Source organism: Brevundimonas sp. (genome assembly GCF_013912005.1).
In the GTDB taxonomy this organism is placed as follows: domain Bacteria; phylum Pseudomonadota; class Alphaproteobacteria; order Caulobacterales; family Caulobacteraceae; genus Brevundimonas.
In genome coordinates this window covers 30,324-49,135 of sequence record NZ_JACESB010000004.1, presented here as the reverse complement: position 1 = coordinate 49,135, position 18,812 = coordinate 30,324, and the positions used below count along the sequence as shown (strand labels likewise).

Genomic DNA, 18,812 nt, shown 5'->3' with positions numbered 1-18,812 from the left:
CTCAGGACTCGAATCCGGGCACGGCCAGGCTGCGCGGGGAGAAGATCGCGCAGGCCTTGAACAGGGTTCCCATCTGGTCGTCCGCGGTCAGGCGGTCCAGCTGGCGGTCGATGACGGGGGCGGCGTCGGGGCGGCCCGCCTTCAGGGCCGCGGCCCGGTGCTCGATGCCCAGCAGCCGCAGGAACGCCCCCTGGTCGAGGCAGCCAGTGACATCCGCACCGGCGTGGAGAGCGGCCTCGAGCACGGTCGGGAAGTCGGCCCACTGGGTCAGATCGGCCTCGCCCGGGCTTTCGAGGGGATCGACCTTCCGGTGCCGGCGCAGGGCCTGCAGGGTGTCGCCGGCCTCGGGCCGCGCGCGGCCGTAGTCGATCAGCAGGGCGGCGCCGGAGGCGGCCTTGACCAGGGCCGCGACCTCGCGCCCGAACACGGCCTGCTGTTCGGAAATCTCCACGGTCCCGCCCGGGTCCACGGGGTAGGCGGGGCGGGTGAAGCCGCCGGTGATCCGGGACAGGCCGAAGACGAGGCCGCCGGCGTCATCGACGCCGACGCGCCGCTCCATCCAGCCGTCGCCGGTCTTCACGAACTGACGGGCCGGCAGGCAGTCGAGCACCTCATTGGCGATCAGGATGACCGGCGCGTCCGTCTCGACCCGGTCCAGGGAGGCCACCCAGCGGGGGTGGACGTCGCTGTCGGCCAGCATCCGGGCCTGGGCCTCGCGCAGGGGCGGGGACGGCTCGATCAGCACCAGGTCGGCGGCGCGCAGGAAGTCCGGGTCCAGCCGGGCCGCCCGCAGGGCGTCCGCCATCAGCGTGCCGTCGCCGGGGCCGACCTCGACCAGCCGCACCCGCTCGGGCGCGCCGAGGCGGCGCCACAGCTCGACCGCCCACAGACCGATCAGCTCGCCGAACATCTGGCTGACCATCGGCGCGGTGATGAAGTCGCCGCCGACTCCGATGGCGGGCCGCGTCGCATAGTAGCCGTCCTGCGGATCATGCAGGCAGCGCGTGACGAAGTCGGCCACGCTCATCGGGCCGGTGAGGGCGATCTCCCGCGCGAGACGCTGCTTCAGGCTCACCGGATCAGCCGCCGGCGCGCACCGGCGGACGGCTCCACGCCCGCCAGACCAGCCAGGCGCCGATCAGCATCATCGGGATGGACAGGATCATGCCCATGGTCAGGCCGAGCGGCAGGTTCTCGAGACCGGCGTCGGGCTGGCGCACGTTCTCGAGCGAGGCCCGGGCCAGGCCGTAGCCGAACAGGAAGATGCCGGTGACGTAGCCCGGCTTGGCCAGCAGCTTCGCCTTGTGGACGGCGAGCCAGAGCACGGCGAACAGGACGATCCCCTCGAGCCCGGCCTCGTAGAGCTGGCTGGGGTGGCGGACCACGTCGCCCGGGCCGACCACGTGGCCGCTGTCGGTGATGAACTGGCAGGTCTGGCCGTAGAGCTCCCGGGCCCGCTGGCTGCAGAAGTTGACGCCCCAGGGCACGGTCGTCTCGCGGCCCCACAGCTCGCCGTTGATGAAGTTGGCGAGCCGGCCGAAGGCGAGGCCGAGCGGCACCACCGGCGCCACCAGGTCGCCGAGGCTGAGCAGGCGAACGCCACTGCGGCGGGCGAACAGGACGATGGCCAGGGAGACGCCGATCAGGCCGCCGTGGAAGGACATGCCGCCGTCCCAGAGGCGGAACAGGGCGAAGCGCTCGGCGAAGCCGTCGCCGGTGAACAGCTGGCCGTACAGCGACGGCTGGTAGAACAGGCCGTAGCCCAGCCGTCCGCCGAGAATGATGCCGAGGGTGATCCACAGCACCAGGTCGTCCAGCTGGCGGGTCGTCACCGGGGGCCGGTTCGGCGCCCAGAGGGCCTCGGCCTTGGCCAGCCGGGCGGCGTACCACCAGCCCAGCACGATGCCGGCGACGTAGGCGAGGGCGTACCAGCGGATGTCCAGCGGACCGATGCTGAACAGCACCGGATCGAACTCGGGGAATTGCACGGGCGCTCCTGCGGCGGGTTCTCACGCGACGTTTAGCAAGCGTCTCTGCTCCAGTCCCCGAAAAATCCGTAGCGTTTCGGCGACGGCGAAGGCATGGACGGCAAGGTTTCGTTCACCATATCCGGCAACCATCCTTAACAGCGCCTTCGCGCGAGTCGGAGTCCCCATGCAGACGCGCAATCCCATCCTCGACGAGTTCGCCAAACTGACCACCGGGGCCATGGGCCTGGCGCAGGCCGCCGGCGAGGAGGCGAAGACGGCGTTCCGCGCCCAGGCCGACCGCTTCGCCGCCGAGATGGATCTGGTGCGCCGCGACGAACTGGACGCCCTGAAGGCCGAGGTCGCGGCGCTGCGCGCGGAGGTGGCGACGCTGAAGGCGGCCAAAACGCCCCGAAAGGGAACGTCCACAGCGGCCGTTCCCCCGCAGGACGCAGCCGGTTGAGCCGAATCTGCGAACCCGCCTACCGTTTAACGAGTGGGCGTGAGTCGCGCCCGGAGACGACTTGATGGACGCCGCCCGGCCCGAGGAAATCGACACGCCCCACGACCCGCTGGACGTGGTCGAGCATGTGCTGGTGGCGGAAAACCTGCCGTTCGACCGCACCGACGAGGGCGATCTCGCCTTCTCGCTGGCCGGGGACTGGAAGGACTATGAGCTGTGGTTCGCCTGGCGGCCCGAGGGGGACTGTCTGCAGCTGTGCTGCGCGCTGGACCTGCAGGCGTCGAAGGCGAAGCGGGCTGCGGCCTATGAACTGGTCGGCCTGATCAACCAGCGCACCTGGATGGGCCATTTCGAGGTGTGGGCCGAGGACGGCGAGATCGTCTTCCGTCACTCGCTGGCCCTGCCGCTCGGCGAGCGCCCGACGCTGGCCCAGGCCGCATCGATGATCGACGCCGCGGTCGAGGCGGCCGATCGCTACTACCCCGCCTTCGACTTCATGATCCGGGGCTCGAAGAGGCCGCAGGAGGCGATCGACGCCTGCCTGTTCGAGACCGTCGGCACGGCCTGATCCGGTGACCCCGTCCCGGAAGCCGCCGGTCGTCGCCCTGGTGGGGTGCGGCCGCCTCGGCTCCGCCATGCTGGAAGGCTGGCTCGCCACCGGCGCGGTCCGGGCCGCCGACCTGATCGTCCTGACGCCGTCGGAGAAGCCGGCCGCCGAAAGGGCGCGGGCCGCCGGCGCGCGGATCAACCCGGATCCGGCGGCTCTCGCCGGCGCGGACGTCGTGGCGCTCGCGGTCAAGCCGGCCGTCTGGGAAGCCGCCCTCGGGCCCCTCGCGCCTCACCTTGGCCCCGACGCCCGGATCGTGTCGGTGATGGCCGGCGTTCCGGCCGCCCGCATCGCCGCGGTCGCGGGTCGCCCGGTCGCGCGCGTGATGCCGACAACGGCCGTGGCGCAGGCGCGGGGCGTCGCCGCCCTCTGGTCCGGGGACGCAGGGGCGTCGGATGCGGCGCGCGCCCTGTTCGGGCCGGTGGCCGCGACGGTCGTCCTCGACGCCGAGGACCAGATGGACGCGGCGACCGCGGTGGCCGGCTCCGGACCCGCCTTCATCTACGCCTTTGTGGAGGCTATGGCTCGCGCCGGCGTCGCCGCCGGTCTCTCTCCCGACGCGGCGGCCGCCCTGGCCGGCGGCGCGCTGCGATCGGCGGGCGCGGGAGTGGAGACCGGGGCGTCGCTCGACCAGCTCATCGGGCGCATCGCTTCGCCCGGCGGGACGACGCGGGCCGGGCTGGACGCGATGCGCGAGTCCGGTGACCTGGAACGGGCGGCCGCCGCCGCGGTCCAGGCGGCCGTCAGCCGCGCCCGCAGCTTCTAGCGCTGGACGTAGCGTCCGGCTTCGAGATTGGCGGCGAGGCCGCGCCAGGCCCGTTCGGCGTCATGCCAGACTCCGACCCCGTAGACGTCCGAGAGACTGTCTGAATACCGCTCGTAGTGGACGGGCAGCTCGCGTCCGTCGGCGGTGACGATGCGGCCGTCGATCGTGGCCCCGCCGGTCGAGATGCTGCGGACCGGGTCCAGACCGGGACGGTCGCGGAGCTGGCCGGTGGTCGGCCGGTTGGGGCGAAGGTCTGTCAGCACCAGTTCGATGCGGGCGCCCGCGAGGTCGGGATCGTCGGCGAGGGCGCGGGTGACGACCTCGGCCAGTCGGTCCATCTGCGCCTGCACGTCGGCGCGGCCGAGGTCCTCGGCCGCGCTCTCGAACTCCGGGGCGAGGGTGACGGTGACGGCGGCCGGCTGCGCCTGAGCGGCGGCGGCCAGGGCGACGGCGAGCGTCAGCGGCGCGAGGAAGGCGAATTTACGCATGAGGCAGTTCCTCCTGACCCCCCGGTCAGGCGGAAAGATATGCCCGCCGCCAGGCTTCGCCAGAGGGGCCGCAAAATGTGATCAGCCGGGCAGGCGGATGATGGCCCGCAGCCCGCCAAGGTCGCTGCGCTCGAGGGTGATGTCGCCGCCGTGGCCGCGGGCGACGTCGCGGGCGATGGCGAGGCCGAGCCCCACGCCCTTGCGGTTCTGGTTGCGGGAGGCGTCCAGCCGGGAGAAGGGGCGGAAGGCCTCGTCGTGCATCTCCTCGGGAATGCCCGGACCGTCATCCTCGACCGCCACCTCGACGCCGCCGGAGGCCAGCGGCCGGGCGCTGAGGCGGACGTGCTCGCCGTGGGCGGCGGCGTTGCCGGCGAGGTTGGTCAGGGCGCGCTTGAAGGCGAGGGGCCGCACTGTGGCGGTCAGGCCGGCGGGAACGGCGACCTCGACCTCGGCGCCGGCGCGGCGGGCGTCGTCACCGGCCTGGGCGAGCAGGTCGGGCAGGGAGACGTCCTGGGCCGGTTCGCCGGCCTCCCCGCGGGCGAAGGCGAGGTACTCGTCGATCATGTGCTCCATCTCGTCGAGGTCGCCGCGCATGGCGGCGGCGCGCTTGAACGGCGGCGCGAGGGCCAGTTCGAGACGGAGACGGGTCAGGGGCGTTCGCAGGTCATGGCTGACCGAGGCGAGCAGGGCGGTGCGCTGGTCGATGTGACGCTGGATGCGGTCCCGCATGTCCATGAAGGCCTTGGCGGCGGCGCGGACCTCGCGGGCGCCGGAGGGCTTGAAGCGCTCCCGGGCCTCGCCGCGGCCGAAGGCTTCGGCGGCCTCGGCGAGGCGTTCGATGGCGCGCACCTGGTTGCGGATGAACAGGATGGCGACGCCCATCAGCAGGACGGTGGCGACGAAGAGCCAGAGCACGAAGATGTGGGCCTGGGTGGCGACGGCGCGCTCGCGCGGGGCGATGATGCGCAGCACCCCCTGGGGCTGCTGGACCCGGATGTCGACGTAGGCGGGATAGCGGGTGGTGTCGAACCAGAACGGCTGGTCCAGCCGGTTGGCGAGCGCCCTCTCCAGGGTGCGGTCGACGACGCCGATGGCGCCGCGGCGGGCCTCCTCCGGCAGCACGTCGCCCTCGCGCAGGTCCACCGACAGGGACATGGAGCGCTGGGCGCGCTCGGCGATGATCGCCAGGTTGGCGGGCGTCGGATCGTCGGCGTAGCTCTCGACCGCCCAGGCGATGTCGCCGGCGAGGCCGTCGGAGAGGCGCGCGGTGACGGTCTGCCAGTGGGCGTCGAAGAAGGCCCAGGTCACCGCCACCTGCATGACCAGCACCGGCAGGACGATGATCAGCAGCGACCGGCCCCAGAGCGAGGTCGGCAGGCGCCGCTTGAGGAACCGCGGCCAGAGGCTGGCGGGGAGCAGCCTCACGGCGGGATCAGTCCGGGGCCAGCATGTAGCCGACGCCGCGCACCGTCTGGAGGTAGCGCGGATTCTTGGGGTCGGCCTCCAGCTTGCGGCGCAGGCGGGTGACCTGGACGTCGACGGCGCGGCCGGTGATGTCGGCGGTGTCCGGCGAGAGGCTCATCCGTTCGACCGGGGCGTGGGCGTGAATCGCCAGGGTCTTCAGCAGCTGGGCCTCGGCTTCGGTGAGGCGCTGCAGCTTGCCGTCGCGGGACAGCTCCAGCCGCTCCATGTCGAACACCGCGTCGCCCAGCTTGATCTCGCGGGGCGTCAGGGGCTTGCCGCCGGTGCGGCGCAGGATCGCGTCGATGCGCAGGGCCAGCTCGCGCGGGTCGAAGGGCTTGGACATGTAGTCGTCGGCCCCGCGGGACAGGCCTTCGATGCGGTCGTCCGGGTCGCCCCGGGCCGTCAGCAGCAGGACCGGGGTCTTCGAGGTCTCGGCCTTGGCGCGGACCCAGCTGGTCAGGTCGAAGCCGCTCTCGCCGGGCATCATCACGTCGAGCACGACGAGGTCGAACTCGATCAGCTCCATCAGCCTCTTGGCCGCCGCGGCGTGGGCCGCGCCGGTGACGCGGTAGCCCTCGCGGGTCAGGAATTCCTTCAGCAGCTCGCGAATGCGGTCGTCGTCGTCGACGACCAGCAGGTGGCGGCCGGCGCCGGGCCCGGCGATCGGGCCGGAGCGGCCCTGCGGACGAACGTCGCTCATCCGGCGTTGACCTGGACGGTTGCGGCGGGTCTAACGCCGGAGATTGCGCGGGAGACGTTCTTCAATGGCCTTCGTTCCTTTCGACGATCGTGACGGCTGGATCTGGATGGATGGCGATTTCGTACCCTGGAGGGACGCGAAAACGCACGTTCTGACCCATGCCCTGCACTACGGCTCGTCGGTGTTCGAGGGTGAGCGTATGTATGGCGGCGAAATCTTCAAGCTGACGCCCCATTCGGAACGCCTCAAGCGGTCGGCGAACCTGCTGGATTTCGACCTTCCGTACAGCGTGGCCGAGATCGACGCCGCCTGCAAGGAAACCTGCGCCCGGATGGGGCTGGCGGACTGCTATGTGCGCCCGGTGGCCTATCTGGGGGCCGAACAGGTCAGCGTCACCGCCCGCAACAGCAAGCCGCATGTGGCCATCGCCGCCTGGGAGTGGCCCAGCTACTTCGACCCCGAAGTCAAGGCGAAGGGAATCCGGCTCGAGTGGGCGAAGTGGCGTCGGCCGGATCCGGCCACGGCGCCGTCGGCGGCCAAGGCGGCCGGCCTGTACATGATCTGCACCATGTCGAAGACGGCGGCCGAGAAGCGCGGCTTCGCGGACGCCATGATGCTGGACTGGCGCGGCTATGTGGCCGAGGCGACCGGCGCCAACGTCTTCTTCGTGCAGGACGGGGTGCTGCACACGCCGCCCGTCGACGCCATCCTCGACGGCATCACCCGTCAGACGGTGATCGAGATGGCGCGCACGAAGGGCATCGAGGTGATCGTGCGCCACATCCGCCCGGAGGAGCTGGCGACCTTCTCCGAGTGCTTCCTGACCGGCACCGCCGCGGAGGTGACGCCGGTGAGCGAGATCGGGGAGTACCGGTTCACGCCGGGAGCCCTGACGCTGGGGCTGATGGAGGACTACGGCCGGCTCGTGCGCGGCGGCTGAGACCGGTCTTCGCCGGGGGAGACGCAGACGCCTGCGTTTGTCCGCTTGCCACGCTTCCGGGGGCGGGTTCAAAGAGGCGGGTGCCGGGGGCGATGCCATCATGTTCAACCTGCTGAATCTCCAGAGCCTGCTCGGGCTGGTCGTGGTCATCGCCGCCTGCTGGGCGCTGTCGGAGAACCGGCGGGCGTTTCCGTGGAAGCTGGCGCTGGGGGCGATCGCGGTGCAGGCGGCGCTGGTGCTGGCGGTGTTCGGGATTCCCGGCTCGGACGTGGTGCTGAACGCCATCAACGGAGCCGTCGACGGGCTGGCGCGGGCGACCAACGAGGGCACGCGCTTCGTCTTCGGCTACCTGGCCGGGGGCGATCAGCCGTATGCGGTGACCAATGACGGGGCGCTGTTCACCTTCGCCTTCCAGGTGTTGCCGCTGATCCTGGTGATCTCGGCGCTGTCGGCCCTGCTGTGGCACTGGAAGGTGCTGAAGTGGATCACCCACGGCTTCGGCATCCTGTTCCAGCGCACCATGGGGCTGGGCGGGGCGTCGGCGCTGGCGGTGGCCGCCAACATCTTCCTCGGCATGATCGAGAGCCCGATCGTGATCCGCGCCTACCTCGACAAGCTGACGCGGTCGGAGCTGTTCCTGCTGATGGTGGTCGGGCTGGCGACGGTGGCCGGGTCGACCATGGTGGCCTATGCGGCGATCCTGTCGCCCGTGCTGACCAACGCCGCCGGGCACGTGCTGGTGGCGTCGATCGTCTCGGCGCCGGCGGGCATCCTGCTGGCGCGGGTGATGGTGCCGGAGAAGCCGGGCGAGGGCGGGGCGCACGCCGATTACGATTCGGCGCTGAAGTACGACAGCGCCATCGACGCCATCGTGAAGGGCACCGCGGATGGGCTGATGGTGGTGCTGAACATCTCGGCGGTGCTGATCGTGTTCGTGGCGCTGGTGGCCCTGGCCAATGTGATGCTGGGCGGCCTGTGGCTGTTCGACGGCCCGGTGACGGTGGAGCGGGTGCTGGGCTGGCTGTTCATGCCGGTGGCCTGGCTGACCGGGGTCGAGTGGTCGGAGGCCGGCCGCGCCGGCTGGCTGCTGGGGGTCAAGCTGACCCTGACCGAGTTCGTCGCCTTCATCGAGCTGGGTCGGGTTCCGGTCGCCGAGATGGGGGAGCGGACGCGGATGCTGATGACCTACGCCCTGTGCGGCTTCGCCAACATCGGCTCGGTCGGCATCACCGTCACCGGCCTGAGCGTGCTGATGCCCGAGCGGCGCGAGGAGGTGCTGGGGCTGGTGTGGAAGGCGCTGTTCGCCGGCTTCCTGGCCACCATCATGACCGCCTGCGTGGTCGGGGCCTTGCCGTCGGCGATCTACCGCTGATAGCGTTGCGATAAGCAACGGAGGCCGGAATGAAGCTCTACACCTCGAACCGCGCGCCCAACCCGCGGCGGGTCCGCTGGGTGATGGCGGAGAAGGGCGTCGAGGGGGTGGAGATCGTCGAGATCGACCTGCTCGCGGGGGAGCACCGCACGCCGGAGTACCGCGCCAGGGTGGGCGTGCCGCACGTGCCGGCGCTGGAGCTGGACGACGGCACGACGATCTCGGAGTCGCTGGCTATCTGCCGCTACCTGGAGTCGCTGCATCCGGAGCCGAACCTGTTTGGCCGGGACGCGCGCGAGCAGGCGGTGATCGAGATGTGGACCCGCCGCTGCGAGTTCTACCTCGCCAATCCGATCATGCTGAACGTGCGCCACTCGCACCCGGCGCTGGCGGCGCTGGAGGCGACGCAGCTGCCCCAGGTGGCGGAGTACAACCGGGTGTCGGCGGAGAAGTTCATGAAGTCGCTGGACCGGCGGTTGTCGGACCGGGAGTTCATCGCGGCCGAGCGCTTCACCATCGCCGACGTGGTGGCGGTGGTCGGGCTCGATTTCGCCCGGCTGATCCGCTACCGGCCGCCGGAGGAGCTGACCCATCTGGCGCGCTGGCTCGAGGCCAGCCGCGCCCGCCCCGCCGCCGCCGCGGGGGTCTGACGCCCGGGCGGCGGGGCGGGCCGCGCCTCAGTGCGCGGCCGAACCGCTGCGGGGCAGGCTCGCCAGGACGTCGCGGCAGGCGCGCTCGCACTCGCGGCAGGCCTCGGCGCAAATCCGGCAGTGCTCGTGCTTCTCCGCATGCTGCTCGCACTCGGCGGCGCAGCGGGCGCAGGCCAGTTCGCAGGCGCGCAGCTGGGCCTCGATCAGCGGCACGTCGCCGCCCGAACGGCGGGTGGCGATCAGGCCGGTGGTCAGGCAGACGTCGGCGCAGTCCATGTTCAGGCGGATGCACTGGACCAGTTCGGCGACCATTTCCTCGCCCAGACAGGCGTCGGCGCAGGAGGCGCAGACCTGGGCGCAGTCGAAGCAGGCCTCGACGCAGCGGGCGAGGGCGGTGTTGACCTCGCCGCGGACGTGGGGGTGGCTGGCGATCATCTGTTCGGCGCGCATGGCGATCTCCGGAGTTGAAGGGACGGGGCCCGCCGGGGCGGGCGCTCCTTCAACCGGGCGCGGGCGTCAAGGTTCGCGCCGGAGCCGGAATCGCCCTCGCAAGGAACCTTGGCCGCGCCTCGGCCCTTTCCCAAGAACGGCGAAATGGAGGCGAAGATGGCGACGCGAACCGGCGCGGGCGGCTGGGCGGTGCGGATTCTGGCCGTGGTGTTCCTGCTCATCGGCGTGGTGCTGACGGGCGGCGGGGCCTGGCTCGCGGCCCTGGGAGGCTCGCTTTACTACGTGCTGGCCGGGCTGGGGCTGATCGCCACCGGCGTCATGCTGTTCCGGCTGAAGCTGCTCGGGGCGTGGATCTACGGCGCGGTCTTCGTGCTGACGGTGCTGTGGGCGCTGTGGGAGGTCGGGCTGGATGGCTGGGCCCTGGTCCCGCGCGTGGTGGCCCCGGCGGTATTGCTGGTGCTGGTCATCGCCGCCCTGCCGGTGCTGGACCGCCGGCGCGGGGGCCGTCTGGCCCTGATCGGCGGCGGGGTGTTCGTGGCGCTGGCGGGAGTGTTCGGCTTCGCCGTGGCCCAGGCCAACCGGCCGATGACGCCGCGCGCGCCGGAGACAGCGACCGTGGCCGGAATGTCCGAACCGTCGCTGCGCGACGTAGGCGCGGACTGGCCGGCCTACGGCGGGACCCACAGCGCCCGGCGATGGTCGCCGCTGAGCCAGATCAACCGCGACAACGTCGACCAGCTGGAGCGGGTGTGGCTGTACCGCACCGGGGATCTGCCCGAGGACAAGTGGGGGGCCGAGACCACCCCGCTGAAGGTCGGCGACACCATCTACCTGTGCAGCGCCCGCAATGTGCTGATCGCCCTGGACGCGCGCACGGGCGAACAGCGCTGGCGCTACGACCCGCAGGTGTCCGACGAGTGGATCCCCTACACCGCCGCCTGCCGCGGCGTGGCCTATTACGACGTCGCGGACGCCCGCGCCGCGGCTCCGGAGCCGGCGAGCGCCGCCGGCCGCGCCGCGCCCGCCCGTCCGCAACCCCGGTCCGTCGCGGCCCCGGCGGCCGGGGCGACTGCGGCCTGCGCCCGGCGGATCATCGAGGGCACGCTGGACGGCCGGCTGATCGCCGTCGACGCCCGCACCGGGCGGCCTTGCGCCGACTTCGGCGAGAACGGCGCGGTCGACATCAAGGTCGGCATGGGCGAGGTCATCCCCGGCATGGTGTCGATCACCTCGGCGCCGACGATCGTGCGCGGCGTGGTGGTGACCGGCCACCAGGTGCTGGACGGCCAGTACAACCAGGCGCCCTCGGGAGTGATCCAGGGCTTCGACGCCGTGACCGGCGAGCTGCGCTGGGCCTGGGACATGACCCGTCCGGACCTGACCGGCCGTCCGGAGGAGGGCGACAGCTACACGCGCGGCACCCCCAACATGTGGACCACGGCCTCGGGGGACGAGGCGCTGGGCCTGGTCTATCTGCCGATGGGCAATTCGGCCGCCGACTACTACAGCGCGGACCGGTCGGAGGCGGAGAACCGGTACGCCACCTCGCTGGTGGCGCTGGACGTCACCACCGGCCGGCCGGCCTGGTCGTTCCAGACGGTGCACAAGGACGTCTGGGACTATGACCTGGGCTCGCAGGCGACGCTGATCGACTATCCGACAGCGGCGGGCCGGGTTCCGGCCCTGGTGCTGCCCAGCAAGCAGGGCGACCTGTACATCCTCGACCGGCGCACCGGGCGGCCGCTGACGCCGGTGGAGGAGCGGCGCGTGCCCGGCGGCGGCGTCGAGCCGCAGGAGCGCTCGCCGACGCAGCCGTTCTCCGGCTTCCACACCCTCGCCCGCCGCGACCTGACCGAGCGCGACATGTGGGGCATGTCGCCGATCGACCAGATGGTCTGCCGCATCGGCTTCCGGCAGGCGGCGTACGAGGGCATCTACACGCCGCCGACCACGGATCGCCGCTGGATCCAGTATCCCGGCTACAACGGCGGCTCGGACTGGGGCGGGGTGGCGGTCGATCCGCAGCGCGGCTGGATCATCGCCAACTACAACGACATGCCGAACTACAACCGGCTGGTGCCGCGCGACGAGGCCAACGAGAAGGGCTGGTTCCCCCGCGGCGATCCCCGGCTTGAAAACCAGACGCCGGAGTCGCGCGGCGGCGTGCCCGAGGGGGCGGAAGGTGCGGGCGACCCGCAGTGGGGCGTGCCCTACGCCATCGACGTCAACGCCGGCTGGCGGATGAAGTCGACCGGCATGCTGTGCAAGCAGCCCCCCTACGGCGGCATCCGCGCCATCGACATCCGCACCGGCCGCACCGTCTGGGACCGGCCGCTGGGCACGGCGCGCAAGAACGGCCCGTTCGGCATCCCGTCGATGCTGCCGATCGACATCGGCACCCCTAACAACGGCGGGGCGGTGGTCACCGCGGGCGGACTGATCTTCATCGCCGCCGCCACTGACGATCTGATCCGGGCCATCGACATCGAGACGGGCGAGACGGTGTGGTCGGAAGCGCTGCCGGCCGGCGGCCAGGCCGGACCGATGGTCTACGAGCAGGACGGGCGGCAGTATCTGGTCCTGATGACCGGCGGGCACCACTTCATGGAGACGCCGAAGGGCGACCAGGTGATCGCCTGGGCGTTGCCGCAGCGATGAGCGTCGGGACGGTCTGGCTGCCGTACTGCGGCCCGGCCCCCGCCGGGGGCGAGTGGCGCTGGAACCTCGATCCGGTGCTGATCGCGGTCCTGCTGGTCGCGGCGGGCGCGTTCGCCTGGCGGGCGCGCGGGCGCGAGCGGGCGCTGGGGCTGGCGGCCGTAGGCGTGCTGGCGGTCAGCTTCGTCTCGCCCCTCTGCGCGCTGAGCTCGGCCCTGTTCGCCGCCCGCACCGTGCACCACGTGCTGCTGGTGGCGGTCGCCGCCCCGCTTCTGGCCTGGGCCCTGCCGGCGCGCAGGGTCGGGCCGCTCGCCCTGGCGACGGCGGCGCAGGCGGCGGTGTTCTGGGTCTGGCACGCGCCGGGCGCCTACGCCTGGGCCCTGTCGCACGACGCGGCCTACTGGCTGATGCAGGCCAGCCTGCTGGGCTCGGCCGTGTGGTTCTGGGCCGGAGTCCGGCGGGCCTCGGTCCCGGCCGCGGTGGCGCATCTGCTGATCGCCATGGTCGCCATGGGTCTGCTGGGGGCGCTGCTGACCTTTACCGGCCAGCCTCTGTATGCGCCGCACTTCGCCAGCACGACGCCGTGGGGGCTGACGCCGCTGGAGGACCAGCAGACGGCCGGCCTGATCATGTGGGCCCCGGCGGCGGCGGTCTATCTGGCGGCGGCGCTGTTGATGCTCGGCCGCTGGATCGGGCCCGACGCGAGGGCCGGAGCCGGGGCGGCATGATCGCCCGGCTGTTCGGCCTCGTCCTCGAATGGGCGGCGGGCCACCACGACGAGGGCCGCTATTCGCCGGTGGCCATCGTCTTCCACTGGACCATGGCGGCCCTGGTCATCTTCCAGCTGTTCTGGGGCTGGTGGATGGGACGGCTGCCGGTCGGCGGCGAGAAGGTGGGGGCCCACGACCTGCATTATGCGATCGGGGTGCTGATGCTGGTGCTGGCGCTGGGCCGGGGGGCGTGGCGGACACTGGCGCCCGGGCCGATCAACGACGCTGACAAGCCCGGCTGGGAGAGCGCGGCGGCGCACATGACGCACTACGTCTTCTACGCCTGCCTGTTCGGCCTGCCGCTGAGCGGCTGGGCGATGATCTCGGCGACCGCGCGGGAGGAGGATCTGAGCCTGCTCGGGTTCGTGCCGTGGCCGCTGATGCCGCTGCAGAACCTCGACCTGGCGACCCGCTGGCAGGTGGAGGCGGTGGCCGAGTGGACGCACTGGGGACTGGTGCTGACGCTCCTGCTGATGATCCCGATCCACGTCGGGGCGGCGCTGAAGCACCACTTCATCGATCGGGACGATGTGGTCCACGGGATGCTGCCGGTCGTGCCGCAGCTGCCGCCGAAGCGGACGCGGTGGCAGCGGCGCTGGCTGGCGCTGGAGCAGTGGGTGCGCGCTCGAGCCAGGCGGCTATGGCGCGGATTTCGGGGTCTGACAGGCCGGCGACAGCGCCCGACATAACGCCGCGCGGATCGTTGCGCCGCTTGCCGGCCTGCCACCGCTGCAGCTGGTGGACGATGTAGGCGGCCGGCTGACCGGCCACGGCGGGGTTGCCGGCGCCCACCCCCTGACCGCGCTCGCCGTGACAGGCGGCGCAGGCCACGCCGCCGGCCTCCGGGCGCGGCTCGAACCAGACCGCCGGGGCCGGGCCCGCGGATCCGGAGCGGGGCGGCGTGGGCAGGCCGGCGTACCAGGCGGCGACGGCGCGCCGGTCGTCGTCGTCCAGCCAGCGGGCGGCCTCGTACATCCTCGGATCGTCGCGCAGCCGCGCGGCGTAGTCCTCGAGCTGCTTCTGCAGATAGCCGGCGTCCAGTCCCGCGAGACGGGGCGTGCTGACGCCGTCGCCCATGCCGTCGAGGCCGTGGCAGCTGAAGCAGGCGTTGGACGGGCCGCCGTCGCCGCCGCTCATGGCGATGACCTGTCCGTCGGCGCTGAAGGCTGCGGTCGAGCGGGTCTCCGGCTCGGCGCAGGCCGCGACGAGGAGAAGGATTCCGGCTGGAAGCAGGGCGCGCACGCGGATCGAACACCCGCCCACCTTGGCGGTTCCCGGAACCGTCACCTTGGCCGGAGGGTTAGGGTCCCGAGCAGGAACGGGGCGGACCTTTGCCGGCGAACGGGTGCGAGCGGACGTGAGGAGGCGGGCCATGGTGCTGGCGTTGCTGACCGCCGCCTGCGCGGACAAGGGCGGCGGACCCCGCGAGATCGCCGGGGCGGACTCCGCGCGCGGCTTCGCCCTGGCCGAGCGCGCCGGGTGCGCCGCCTGCCACGACCTTCCGGGAGTCGCCTGGCCCGCCGGCGCGGCGGGCCCGCCGCTGGAGGGCTTCGGCGGCCGCCCGCTGATCGCCGGACGGTTCCCCAACCAGCCTGACCTGCTGGCGCGCTGGGTGCGCGACGCGCCGTCCATGGCCCCCGAAACCGGCATGCCGCCGGCGCCCTTGACGGAAGCCGAGGCGCGCGACGTCGCCGCCTGGCTGTACACGCTCGAATGACCGCCTCCACCCCCCGCAGCATGGCCGGATGGCCGCCGCCGACGATGGACCCCGCCGGCCCCTTCGCAGATCCGCTGCACGTGCTGGCGTGGGTGCTGTTCGGCATGGCCGGGATCGTGCTGTTCCTCGTGCTCGTGGCCCTGGGCGTCGCCCTGTTCGGACCGCGGCGCTGGCGTGCGCGGCTGGGCGGCGAGCGGCTGATCTGGATCGGCGGTCTCGCCTTCCCGGTGGTCGTGCTGAGCGCCCTGCTGGTCTACGGGCTGAGCCTGACAGGCCGCCTGACCGACGAGCCGCGCCCCGACGAGATGCGCATCCGCGTGACCGGCGAGATGTGGTGGTGGCGCGTCGCCTATCTGGACCCGGACGGGCGCGAGGCGCTGCAGGACGCCAACGAGATCCACATCCCGGTCGGGCGGCCGGTGGTGCTGGAGCTGGAGTCCGCCGATGTCATTCACAGCCTCTGGGTCCCGCGGCTGAGCGGCAAGGTCGACATGATCCCGGGCCGCCGCAACCTGATGCGCATCCAGGCGGATGCGCCGGGCGCCTACGGCGGCCAGTGCGCCGAGTACTGCGGCGGCCCGCACGCCCTGATGGGCCTGGTGGTGGTGGCGCATGAGCCGGCGGACTTCGCCGCCTGGCGGAGCCGGCGCGCGGCCCCCGCTCCGGCGGCCGCGGCGGCCCACCCGGGGGCGGCCGTCTTCGCCCGGGCCGGCTGCGGCGCCTGCCACACCGTCGCGGGCACGGCGTTCAACGGCCTGGCGGGTCCGGACCTCAGTCATGTCGGGGCCCGGCGCACGCTGGGCGCGGGCATCCTGCCCAACAACCAGGGGACGCTGGCCGGCTGGATCGCCGACAGCCAGTCGATCAAGCCCGGCAACCGCATGCCGGCCTATCCGGTGCTGACGGGCCGGGAGCTGCGTGAGGTCTCCGCCTGGCTCGAGAGCCTCGAATGAAGAGCGAGACCGGATTCGATCCGGCCCTGTACGAGCGGTTCCCCACCCGGGAGCCGCGGCCGGAGGGCGAGCTGGAGGCGCTGGAGCAGGTCTGGTGCGGCCCGAAGGGCTGGCAGTGGATCACCGCCATCAACAACAACTACGTCGGGGTCTACTACGTCGGCGCGGCCATGCTGTTCTTCGTGCTGGCCGGGTCGCTGGCGGTGCTGATGCGCACCCAGCTGGCCGTGCCGATGAACGGCTTCCTGCCGCAGGAGACCTACAACCAGTTCTTCACCGTGCACGGCACGATGATGATGTTCCTCTTCGCCGTGCCGGCGGTGGAGGCGCTGGGCGTCCTGCTGCTGCCGCAGATGCTGGGCGCGCGCGACCTGCCGTTCCCGAGGCTCAGCGCCTACGCCTTCTGGGCCTATCTGATCGGCGGCCTGGCCTTCTTCTCGTCGCTGTTCTTCGGTCTCGCGCCGGACGGCGGCTGGTTCATGTACCCGCCGCTGACCTCGACCACCTGGTCGCCGGGGATCAACGCCGACTTCTGGCTGCTGGGCATCGGCTTCATCGAGATCTCGGCCATCGCCGGGGCGATCGAGATCATCGTCGGGGTGCTGCGCAACCGCGCGCCCGGCATGACCCTGGACAAGCTGCCGATCTTCGCCTGGGCGATGCTGATCTTCGCGGGGATGATCATCATCGCCTTCCCCTCGATCATCCTGTCGACCCTGCTGCTGGAGATCGAGCGGGCGCTGGGCTGGCCGTTCTTCGACGCCCTCAAGGGGGGCGATCCCCTGCTGTGGCAGCACCTGTTCTGGTTCTTCGGCCACCCGGAGGTCTACATCATCTTCCTGCCGGCGGCGGGCGCGATGTCGACCATCATCCCGGCCATGGCCCGCGCCCCGCTGGTCGGCTACCGGCTGGTGGTGCTGGCCATGCTGGCCACCGGCTTCATCAGCTTCGGCGTGTGGGCCCACCACATGTTCACCACCGGCATGCCGACCATCTCGACCAGCTACTTCTCGGCGGCGTCGATGGCGGTGTCGATCCCGGCCGGGGTGCAGGTGTTCGCCTGGATCGCCACGGTCGCCTCCGGCCGGATGCGGTTCACGACGCCGGGCCTGTTCGTGCTCGGGGCCCTGGTCATCTTCACCATGGGCGGCCTGACCGGGGTGATGGTGGCCATGGTGCCGTTCGACTGGCAGGCCCACGACAGCTACTTCATCGTCGCCCACCTGCACTATGTGCTGATCGGCGGCATGGTCTTCCCCCTGTTCGCGGCCATCTACTACTGGCTGCCGATGAGCTCGGCGCGGCCGCTCAGCGAACGGCTCGGCAAATGGGTGTTCTGGCTGATGTTCGCCGGCATGCACCTGACCTTCCTGCCGATGCACCTGACCGGGCTGATGGGCATGCCGCGGCGGGTCTACACCTATCTGCCGGACCGGGGCTGGGAGTGGCCGAACCTGCTCTCGACCGCGGGTTCCTTCCTGTTCGCCGCCGCGGTGCTGCTGTGGATCGTGGACATGGTCCGCAACTTCCGTCCGTTCGGGGCGCGCGAGGCGGGCGACGTCTGGGGCGGGCCGGGGATGGAGTGGATCCCGACCGGCCGCTACTCGGTGCGCTCGATCCCCGTGGTCCGCAGCCTGTATCCGCTCTGGGACCAGAAGAACCTGATCCGGGACGTGGTCGCCGGGCGCTACTTCCTGCCGAACACGGCCACGGGGGAGCGCGAGACGCTGGTGACCTCCACCCTGAACGCCGAGCCCCAGTACCTGCAGCGGATGCCGACCCCGTCGGGCTGGCACGTGTGGGCGGCGGTGTTCACCGCCGGCTTCTTCCTGCTGCTGACCGTGCAGGCGTACTGGCCCTCCGTCGTGTCGGGGGTGCTGGCGGTCTACTGCGTGCTGGCCTGGTGCTGGACCCTGGACCGCCCGCGCGTCGAACCGACCGTGGATATCGGCGCCGGCATCCGCGTGCCGACCTACGTCAGCGGCCCGTCGAGCCACGGCTGGTGGGCGATGGTGATCCTGCTGATCGTCGCCGGCATGGTCGGGGCGCTGCTGGGCTTCAGCTACGTCTTCCTGTGGAGCCGCAACCCCGGACTGTGGGCGCCGCCGCCGGGGCTGCCCTCGCTGGCGGCCGTCATCGCCGCCTATGCCGCGGCGGCGGGGCTGGCGTGGGGCGCCTGCCGCATCCTCAGGCTGGACCGGCCCCGCACCCCGGCGATCGCCACCCTCGCCATGGTCGCGGCCGTCGCCGCGGCCGCGGCCGGCTGGTGGATCGATCTGGACAGCTGGACGGCGACCGGGCTCAAGGCCTCGGCCAACACCCAGGGGGCGACGGTGTTCGCCCTGCTGGCCTGGCAGGGGATGTTCGTGGCCACGACCGGGCTGATGGCCCTGTACGCGCTGGCGCGGTGGCTGGGCCGACAGGTGGAGGCGGCGCGGCCGACCACCTTCGACCTGATCGCCCTGTTCCTGGTGTTCACGGCGGGGCAGGGGGCGATCGCCGCCCTGCTGGTCCGGCTGTTCCCCGGAGCCGCCGGATGAGGGCCTGGGCGTGGATGCTGGGCGGGCTGACCCTGTGGGGCGTGCACTTCGCGGGCGTCTACGCCATCTCCAGCGTCGGCGACGTGGTCGCCGAGGCCGACGATCCGTTGTGGCGCGGCCTCGCCCTCGGCTTCAGCGGCCTGTGCGTGCTGGCGGGCGCGGGGCTGGGCTGGGTCGCCTTCGTTCGCCGGCGCACGGCGGAGGACGAGGCGCAGCGCTTCCGCCGCGACCTCGCCGCCCTGGGCTTCGCCGTCGCCGTGGTGGCGATGACCTGGCAGGCGCTGCCCGCCCTCACCGGACACTAGGCGAC

General features: G+C 72.0%; 19 protein-coding genes and 1 pseudogene. 13 read left to right on the top strand and 7 right to left on the bottom strand.

What is annotated here, in order from left to right; all coding sequences use genetic code 11:
• Position 1: 1 nt before the first annotated feature.
• Complete coding sequence (locus H2038_RS04465) at positions 2-1,075, bottom strand: SAM-dependent methyltransferase (RefSeq protein ID WP_292109572.1); 1,074 nt, start codon at positions 1,073-1,075, stop codon at positions 2-4.
• Positions 1,076-1,079: 4 nt separating this feature from the next.
• A complete protein-coding gene (lgt, locus tag H2038_RS04460; RefSeq protein WP_292109569.1) occupies positions 1,080-1,988 on the bottom strand; it encodes a prolipoprotein diacylglyceryl transferase in 909 nt (302 codons plus the stop codon).
• Between the two features lie 166 nt (positions 1,989-2,154).
• On the opposite strand from lgt, the gene H2038_RS04455 reads away from it, so the two are divergent.
• The 3 genes from H2038_RS04455 (at position 2,155) to H2038_RS04445 (ending at position 3,803) form a co-directional block, all read left to right on the top strand.
• Complete coding sequence (locus tag H2038_RS04455) at positions 2,155-2,430, top strand: accessory factor UbiK family protein (RefSeq protein ID WP_292109566.1); 276 nt, start codon at positions 2,155-2,157, stop codon at positions 2,428-2,430.
• A gap of 64 nt (positions 2,431-2,494) precedes the next feature.
• Complete coding sequence (locus H2038_RS04450; protein ID WP_292109564.1) at positions 2,495-2,998, top strand: YbjN domain-containing protein; 504 nt, start codon at positions 2,495-2,497, stop codon at positions 2,996-2,998.
• 4 nt (positions 2,999-3,002) lie between these two features.
• Positions 3,003-3,803, top strand: a complete 801-nt coding sequence (locus H2038_RS04445; RefSeq protein ID WP_292109561.1) for a pyrroline-5-carboxylate reductase dimerization domain-containing protein — start codon at positions 3,003-3,005, stop codon at positions 3,801-3,803.
• On the opposite strand, the gene H2038_RS04440 is transcribed toward H2038_RS04445, so the two are convergent.
• The 3 genes from H2038_RS04440 to H2038_RS04430 all read right to left on the bottom strand — a co-directional run bounded on the left by H2038_RS04440 (position 3,800) and on the right by H2038_RS04430 (position 6,455).
• Positions 3,800-4,291, bottom strand: coding sequence for a hypothetical protein (locus H2038_RS04440; protein WP_292109558.1), 492 nt, complete (start codon positions 4,289-4,291; stop codon positions 3,800-3,802). The two genes, H2038_RS04445 and H2038_RS04440, sit on opposite strands and share 4 nt — an antisense overlap.
• Positions 4,292-4,372: 81 nt before the next feature.
• A complete protein-coding gene (locus tag H2038_RS04435) occupies positions 4,373-5,716 on the bottom strand; it encodes an ATP-binding protein (protein WP_292109556.1) in 1,344 nt (447 codons plus the stop codon).
• 7 nt (positions 5,717-5,723) lie between these two features.
• A complete protein-coding gene (locus tag H2038_RS04430) occupies positions 5,724-6,455 on the bottom strand; it encodes a response regulator transcription factor (protein ID WP_292109553.1) in 732 nt (243 codons plus the stop codon).
• A 64-nt stretch (positions 6,456-6,519) separates the two neighbouring features.
• Between H2038_RS04430 and H2038_RS04425 the strand changes: the two genes are divergently transcribed.
• The 3 genes from H2038_RS04425 (at position 6,520) to H2038_RS04415 (ending at position 9,417) form a co-directional block, all read left to right on the top strand.
• Positions 6,520-7,395, top strand: coding sequence for a branched-chain amino acid aminotransferase (locus H2038_RS04425; protein WP_292109551.1), 876 nt, complete (start codon positions 6,520-6,522; stop codon positions 7,393-7,395).
• A gap of 100 nt (positions 7,396-7,495) precedes the next feature.
• Positions 7,496-8,767, top strand: coding sequence for a nucleoside transporter C-terminal domain-containing protein (locus H2038_RS04420; RefSeq protein WP_292109548.1), 1,272 nt, complete (start codon positions 7,496-7,498; stop codon positions 8,765-8,767).
• 29 nt (positions 8,768-8,796) lie between these two features.
• The gene (locus H2038_RS04415) at positions 8,797-9,417 is read left to right on the top strand and encodes a glutathione S-transferase (protein ID WP_292109546.1); all 621 of its coding nucleotides are present in this window, start codon (positions 8,797-8,799) and stop codon (positions 9,415-9,417) included.
• 27 nt (positions 9,418-9,444) lie between these two features.
• On the opposite strand, the gene H2038_RS04410 is transcribed toward H2038_RS04415, so the two are convergent.
• The gene (locus H2038_RS04410) at positions 9,445-9,867 is read right to left on the bottom strand and encodes a four-helix bundle copper-binding protein (RefSeq protein WP_292109544.1); all 423 of its coding nucleotides are present in this window, start codon (positions 9,865-9,867) and stop codon (positions 9,445-9,447) included.
• 156 nt (positions 9,868-10,023) lie between these two features.
• Here H2038_RS04410 and H2038_RS04405 point away from each other — a divergent pair, with 156 nt between their 5' ends.
• From H2038_RS04405 to H2038_RS04395, 3 genes are read left to right on the top strand one after another with little or no spacing between them, the layout of a single operon-like run.
• Positions 10,024-12,525, top strand: coding sequence for a membrane-bound PQQ-dependent dehydrogenase, glucose/quinate/shikimate family (locus H2038_RS04405; RefSeq protein ID WP_292109541.1), 2,502 nt, complete (start codon positions 10,024-10,026; stop codon positions 12,523-12,525).
• A complete protein-coding gene (locus H2038_RS04400) occupies positions 12,522-13,250 on the top strand; it encodes a cytochrome c oxidase assembly protein (RefSeq protein WP_292109538.1) in 729 nt (242 codons plus the stop codon). Before H2038_RS04405 ends, H2038_RS04400 begins: the two co-directional genes overlap by 4 nt.
• A complete protein-coding gene (locus H2038_RS04395; RefSeq protein ID WP_292109535.1) occupies positions 13,247-13,981 on the top strand; it encodes a cytochrome b in 735 nt (244 codons plus the stop codon). The genes H2038_RS04400 and H2038_RS04395 overlap by 4 nt, the downstream gene beginning before the upstream one ends.
• Here H2038_RS04395 and H2038_RS14845 read toward each other — a convergent pair.
• Positions 13,977-14,429, bottom strand: a pseudogene (locus H2038_RS14845) (c-type cytochrome); the annotation flags it as partial. The gene H2038_RS04395 and the pseudogene H2038_RS14845 overlap by 5 nt on opposite strands.
• A gap of 235 nt (positions 14,430-14,664) precedes the next feature.
• Between H2038_RS14845 and H2038_RS04385 the strand changes: the two are divergent.
• The 4 genes from H2038_RS04385 to H2038_RS04370 are packed head-to-tail and all read left to right on the top strand — an operon-like array spanning position 14,665 to position 18,807.
• The gene (locus H2038_RS04385; protein ID WP_292109532.1) at positions 14,665-15,009 is read left to right on the top strand and encodes a c-type cytochrome; all 345 of its coding nucleotides are present in this window, start codon (positions 14,665-14,667) and stop codon (positions 15,007-15,009) included.
• A complete protein-coding gene (locus H2038_RS04380) occupies positions 15,006-15,962 on the top strand; it encodes a c-type cytochrome (RefSeq protein WP_292109531.1) in 957 nt (318 codons plus the stop codon). The genes H2038_RS04385 and H2038_RS04380 overlap by 4 nt, the downstream gene beginning before the upstream one ends.
• Complete coding sequence (locus H2038_RS04375; RefSeq protein WP_292109530.1) at positions 15,959-18,502, top strand: cbb3-type cytochrome c oxidase subunit I; 2,544 nt, start codon at positions 15,959-15,961, stop codon at positions 18,500-18,502. Before H2038_RS04380 ends, H2038_RS04375 begins: the two co-directional genes overlap by 4 nt.
• Positions 18,499-18,807 carry a hypothetical protein gene (locus H2038_RS04370; RefSeq protein ID WP_292109528.1) on the top strand — a complete coding sequence of 103 codons (309 nt, stop codon included), beginning with the start codon at positions 18,499-18,501 and terminating at the stop codon, positions 18,805-18,807. Before H2038_RS04375 ends, H2038_RS04370 begins: the two co-directional genes overlap by 4 nt.
• The last annotated feature ends 5 nt before the right edge of the window (positions 18,808-18,812 follow it).

Bases quoted from the DNA above. Each gene is read 5' to 3' on its own strand.
- H2038_RS04405 (WP_292109541.1), top strand. From the start codon at position 10,024: ATGGCGACGCGAACCGGCGCGGGCGGCTGGGCGGTGCGGATTCTGGCC.
- H2038_RS04380 (WP_292109531.1), top strand. From the start codon at position 15,006: ATGACCGCCTCCACCCCCCGCAGCATGGCCGGATGGCCGCCGCCGACG.
- H2038_RS04370 (WP_292109528.1), top strand. From the start codon at position 18,499: ATGAGGGCCTGGGCGTGGATGCTGGGCGGGCTGACCCTGTGGGGCGTG.
- H2038_RS04455 (WP_292109566.1), top strand. From the start codon at position 2,155: ATGCAGACGCGCAATCCCATCCTCGACGAGTTCGCCAAACTGACCACC.
- H2038_RS04375 (WP_292109530.1), top strand. From the start codon at position 15,959: ATGAAGAGCGAGACCGGATTCGATCCGGCCCTGTACGAGCGGTTCCCC.
- H2038_RS04395 (WP_292109535.1), top strand. From the start codon at position 13,247: ATGATCGCCCGGCTGTTCGGCCTCGTCCTCGAATGGGCGGCGGGCCAC.
- H2038_RS04400 (WP_292109538.1), top strand. From the start codon at position 12,522: ATGAGCGTCGGGACGGTCTGGCTGCCGTACTGCGGCCCGGCCCCCGCC.
- H2038_RS04440 (WP_292109558.1), bottom strand. From the start codon at position 4,291: ATGCGTAAATTCGCCTTCCTCGCGCCGCTGACGCTCGCCGTCGCCCTG.
- H2038_RS04450 (WP_292109564.1), top strand. From the start codon at position 2,495: ATGGACGCCGCCCGGCCCGAGGAAATCGACACGCCCCACGACCCGCTG.
- H2038_RS04430 (WP_292109553.1), bottom strand. From the start codon at position 6,455: ATGAGCGACGTTCGTCCGCAGGGCCGCTCCGGCCCGATCGCCGGGCCC.
- H2038_RS04420 (WP_292109548.1), top strand. From the start codon at position 7,496: ATGTTCAACCTGCTGAATCTCCAGAGCCTGCTCGGGCTGGTCGTGGTC.
- H2038_RS04425 (WP_292109551.1), top strand. From the start codon at position 6,520: ATGGCCTTCGTTCCTTTCGACGATCGTGACGGCTGGATCTGGATGGAT.
- H2038_RS04385 (WP_292109532.1), top strand. From the start codon at position 14,665: ATGGTGCTGGCGTTGCTGACCGCCGCCTGCGCGGACAAGGGCGGCGGA.
- H2038_RS04415 (WP_292109546.1), top strand. From the start codon at position 8,797: ATGAAGCTCTACACCTCGAACCGCGCGCCCAACCCGCGGCGGGTCCGC.
- H2038_RS04410 (WP_292109544.1), bottom strand. From the start codon at position 9,867: ATGCGCGCCGAACAGATGATCGCCAGCCACCCCCACGTCCGCGGCGAG.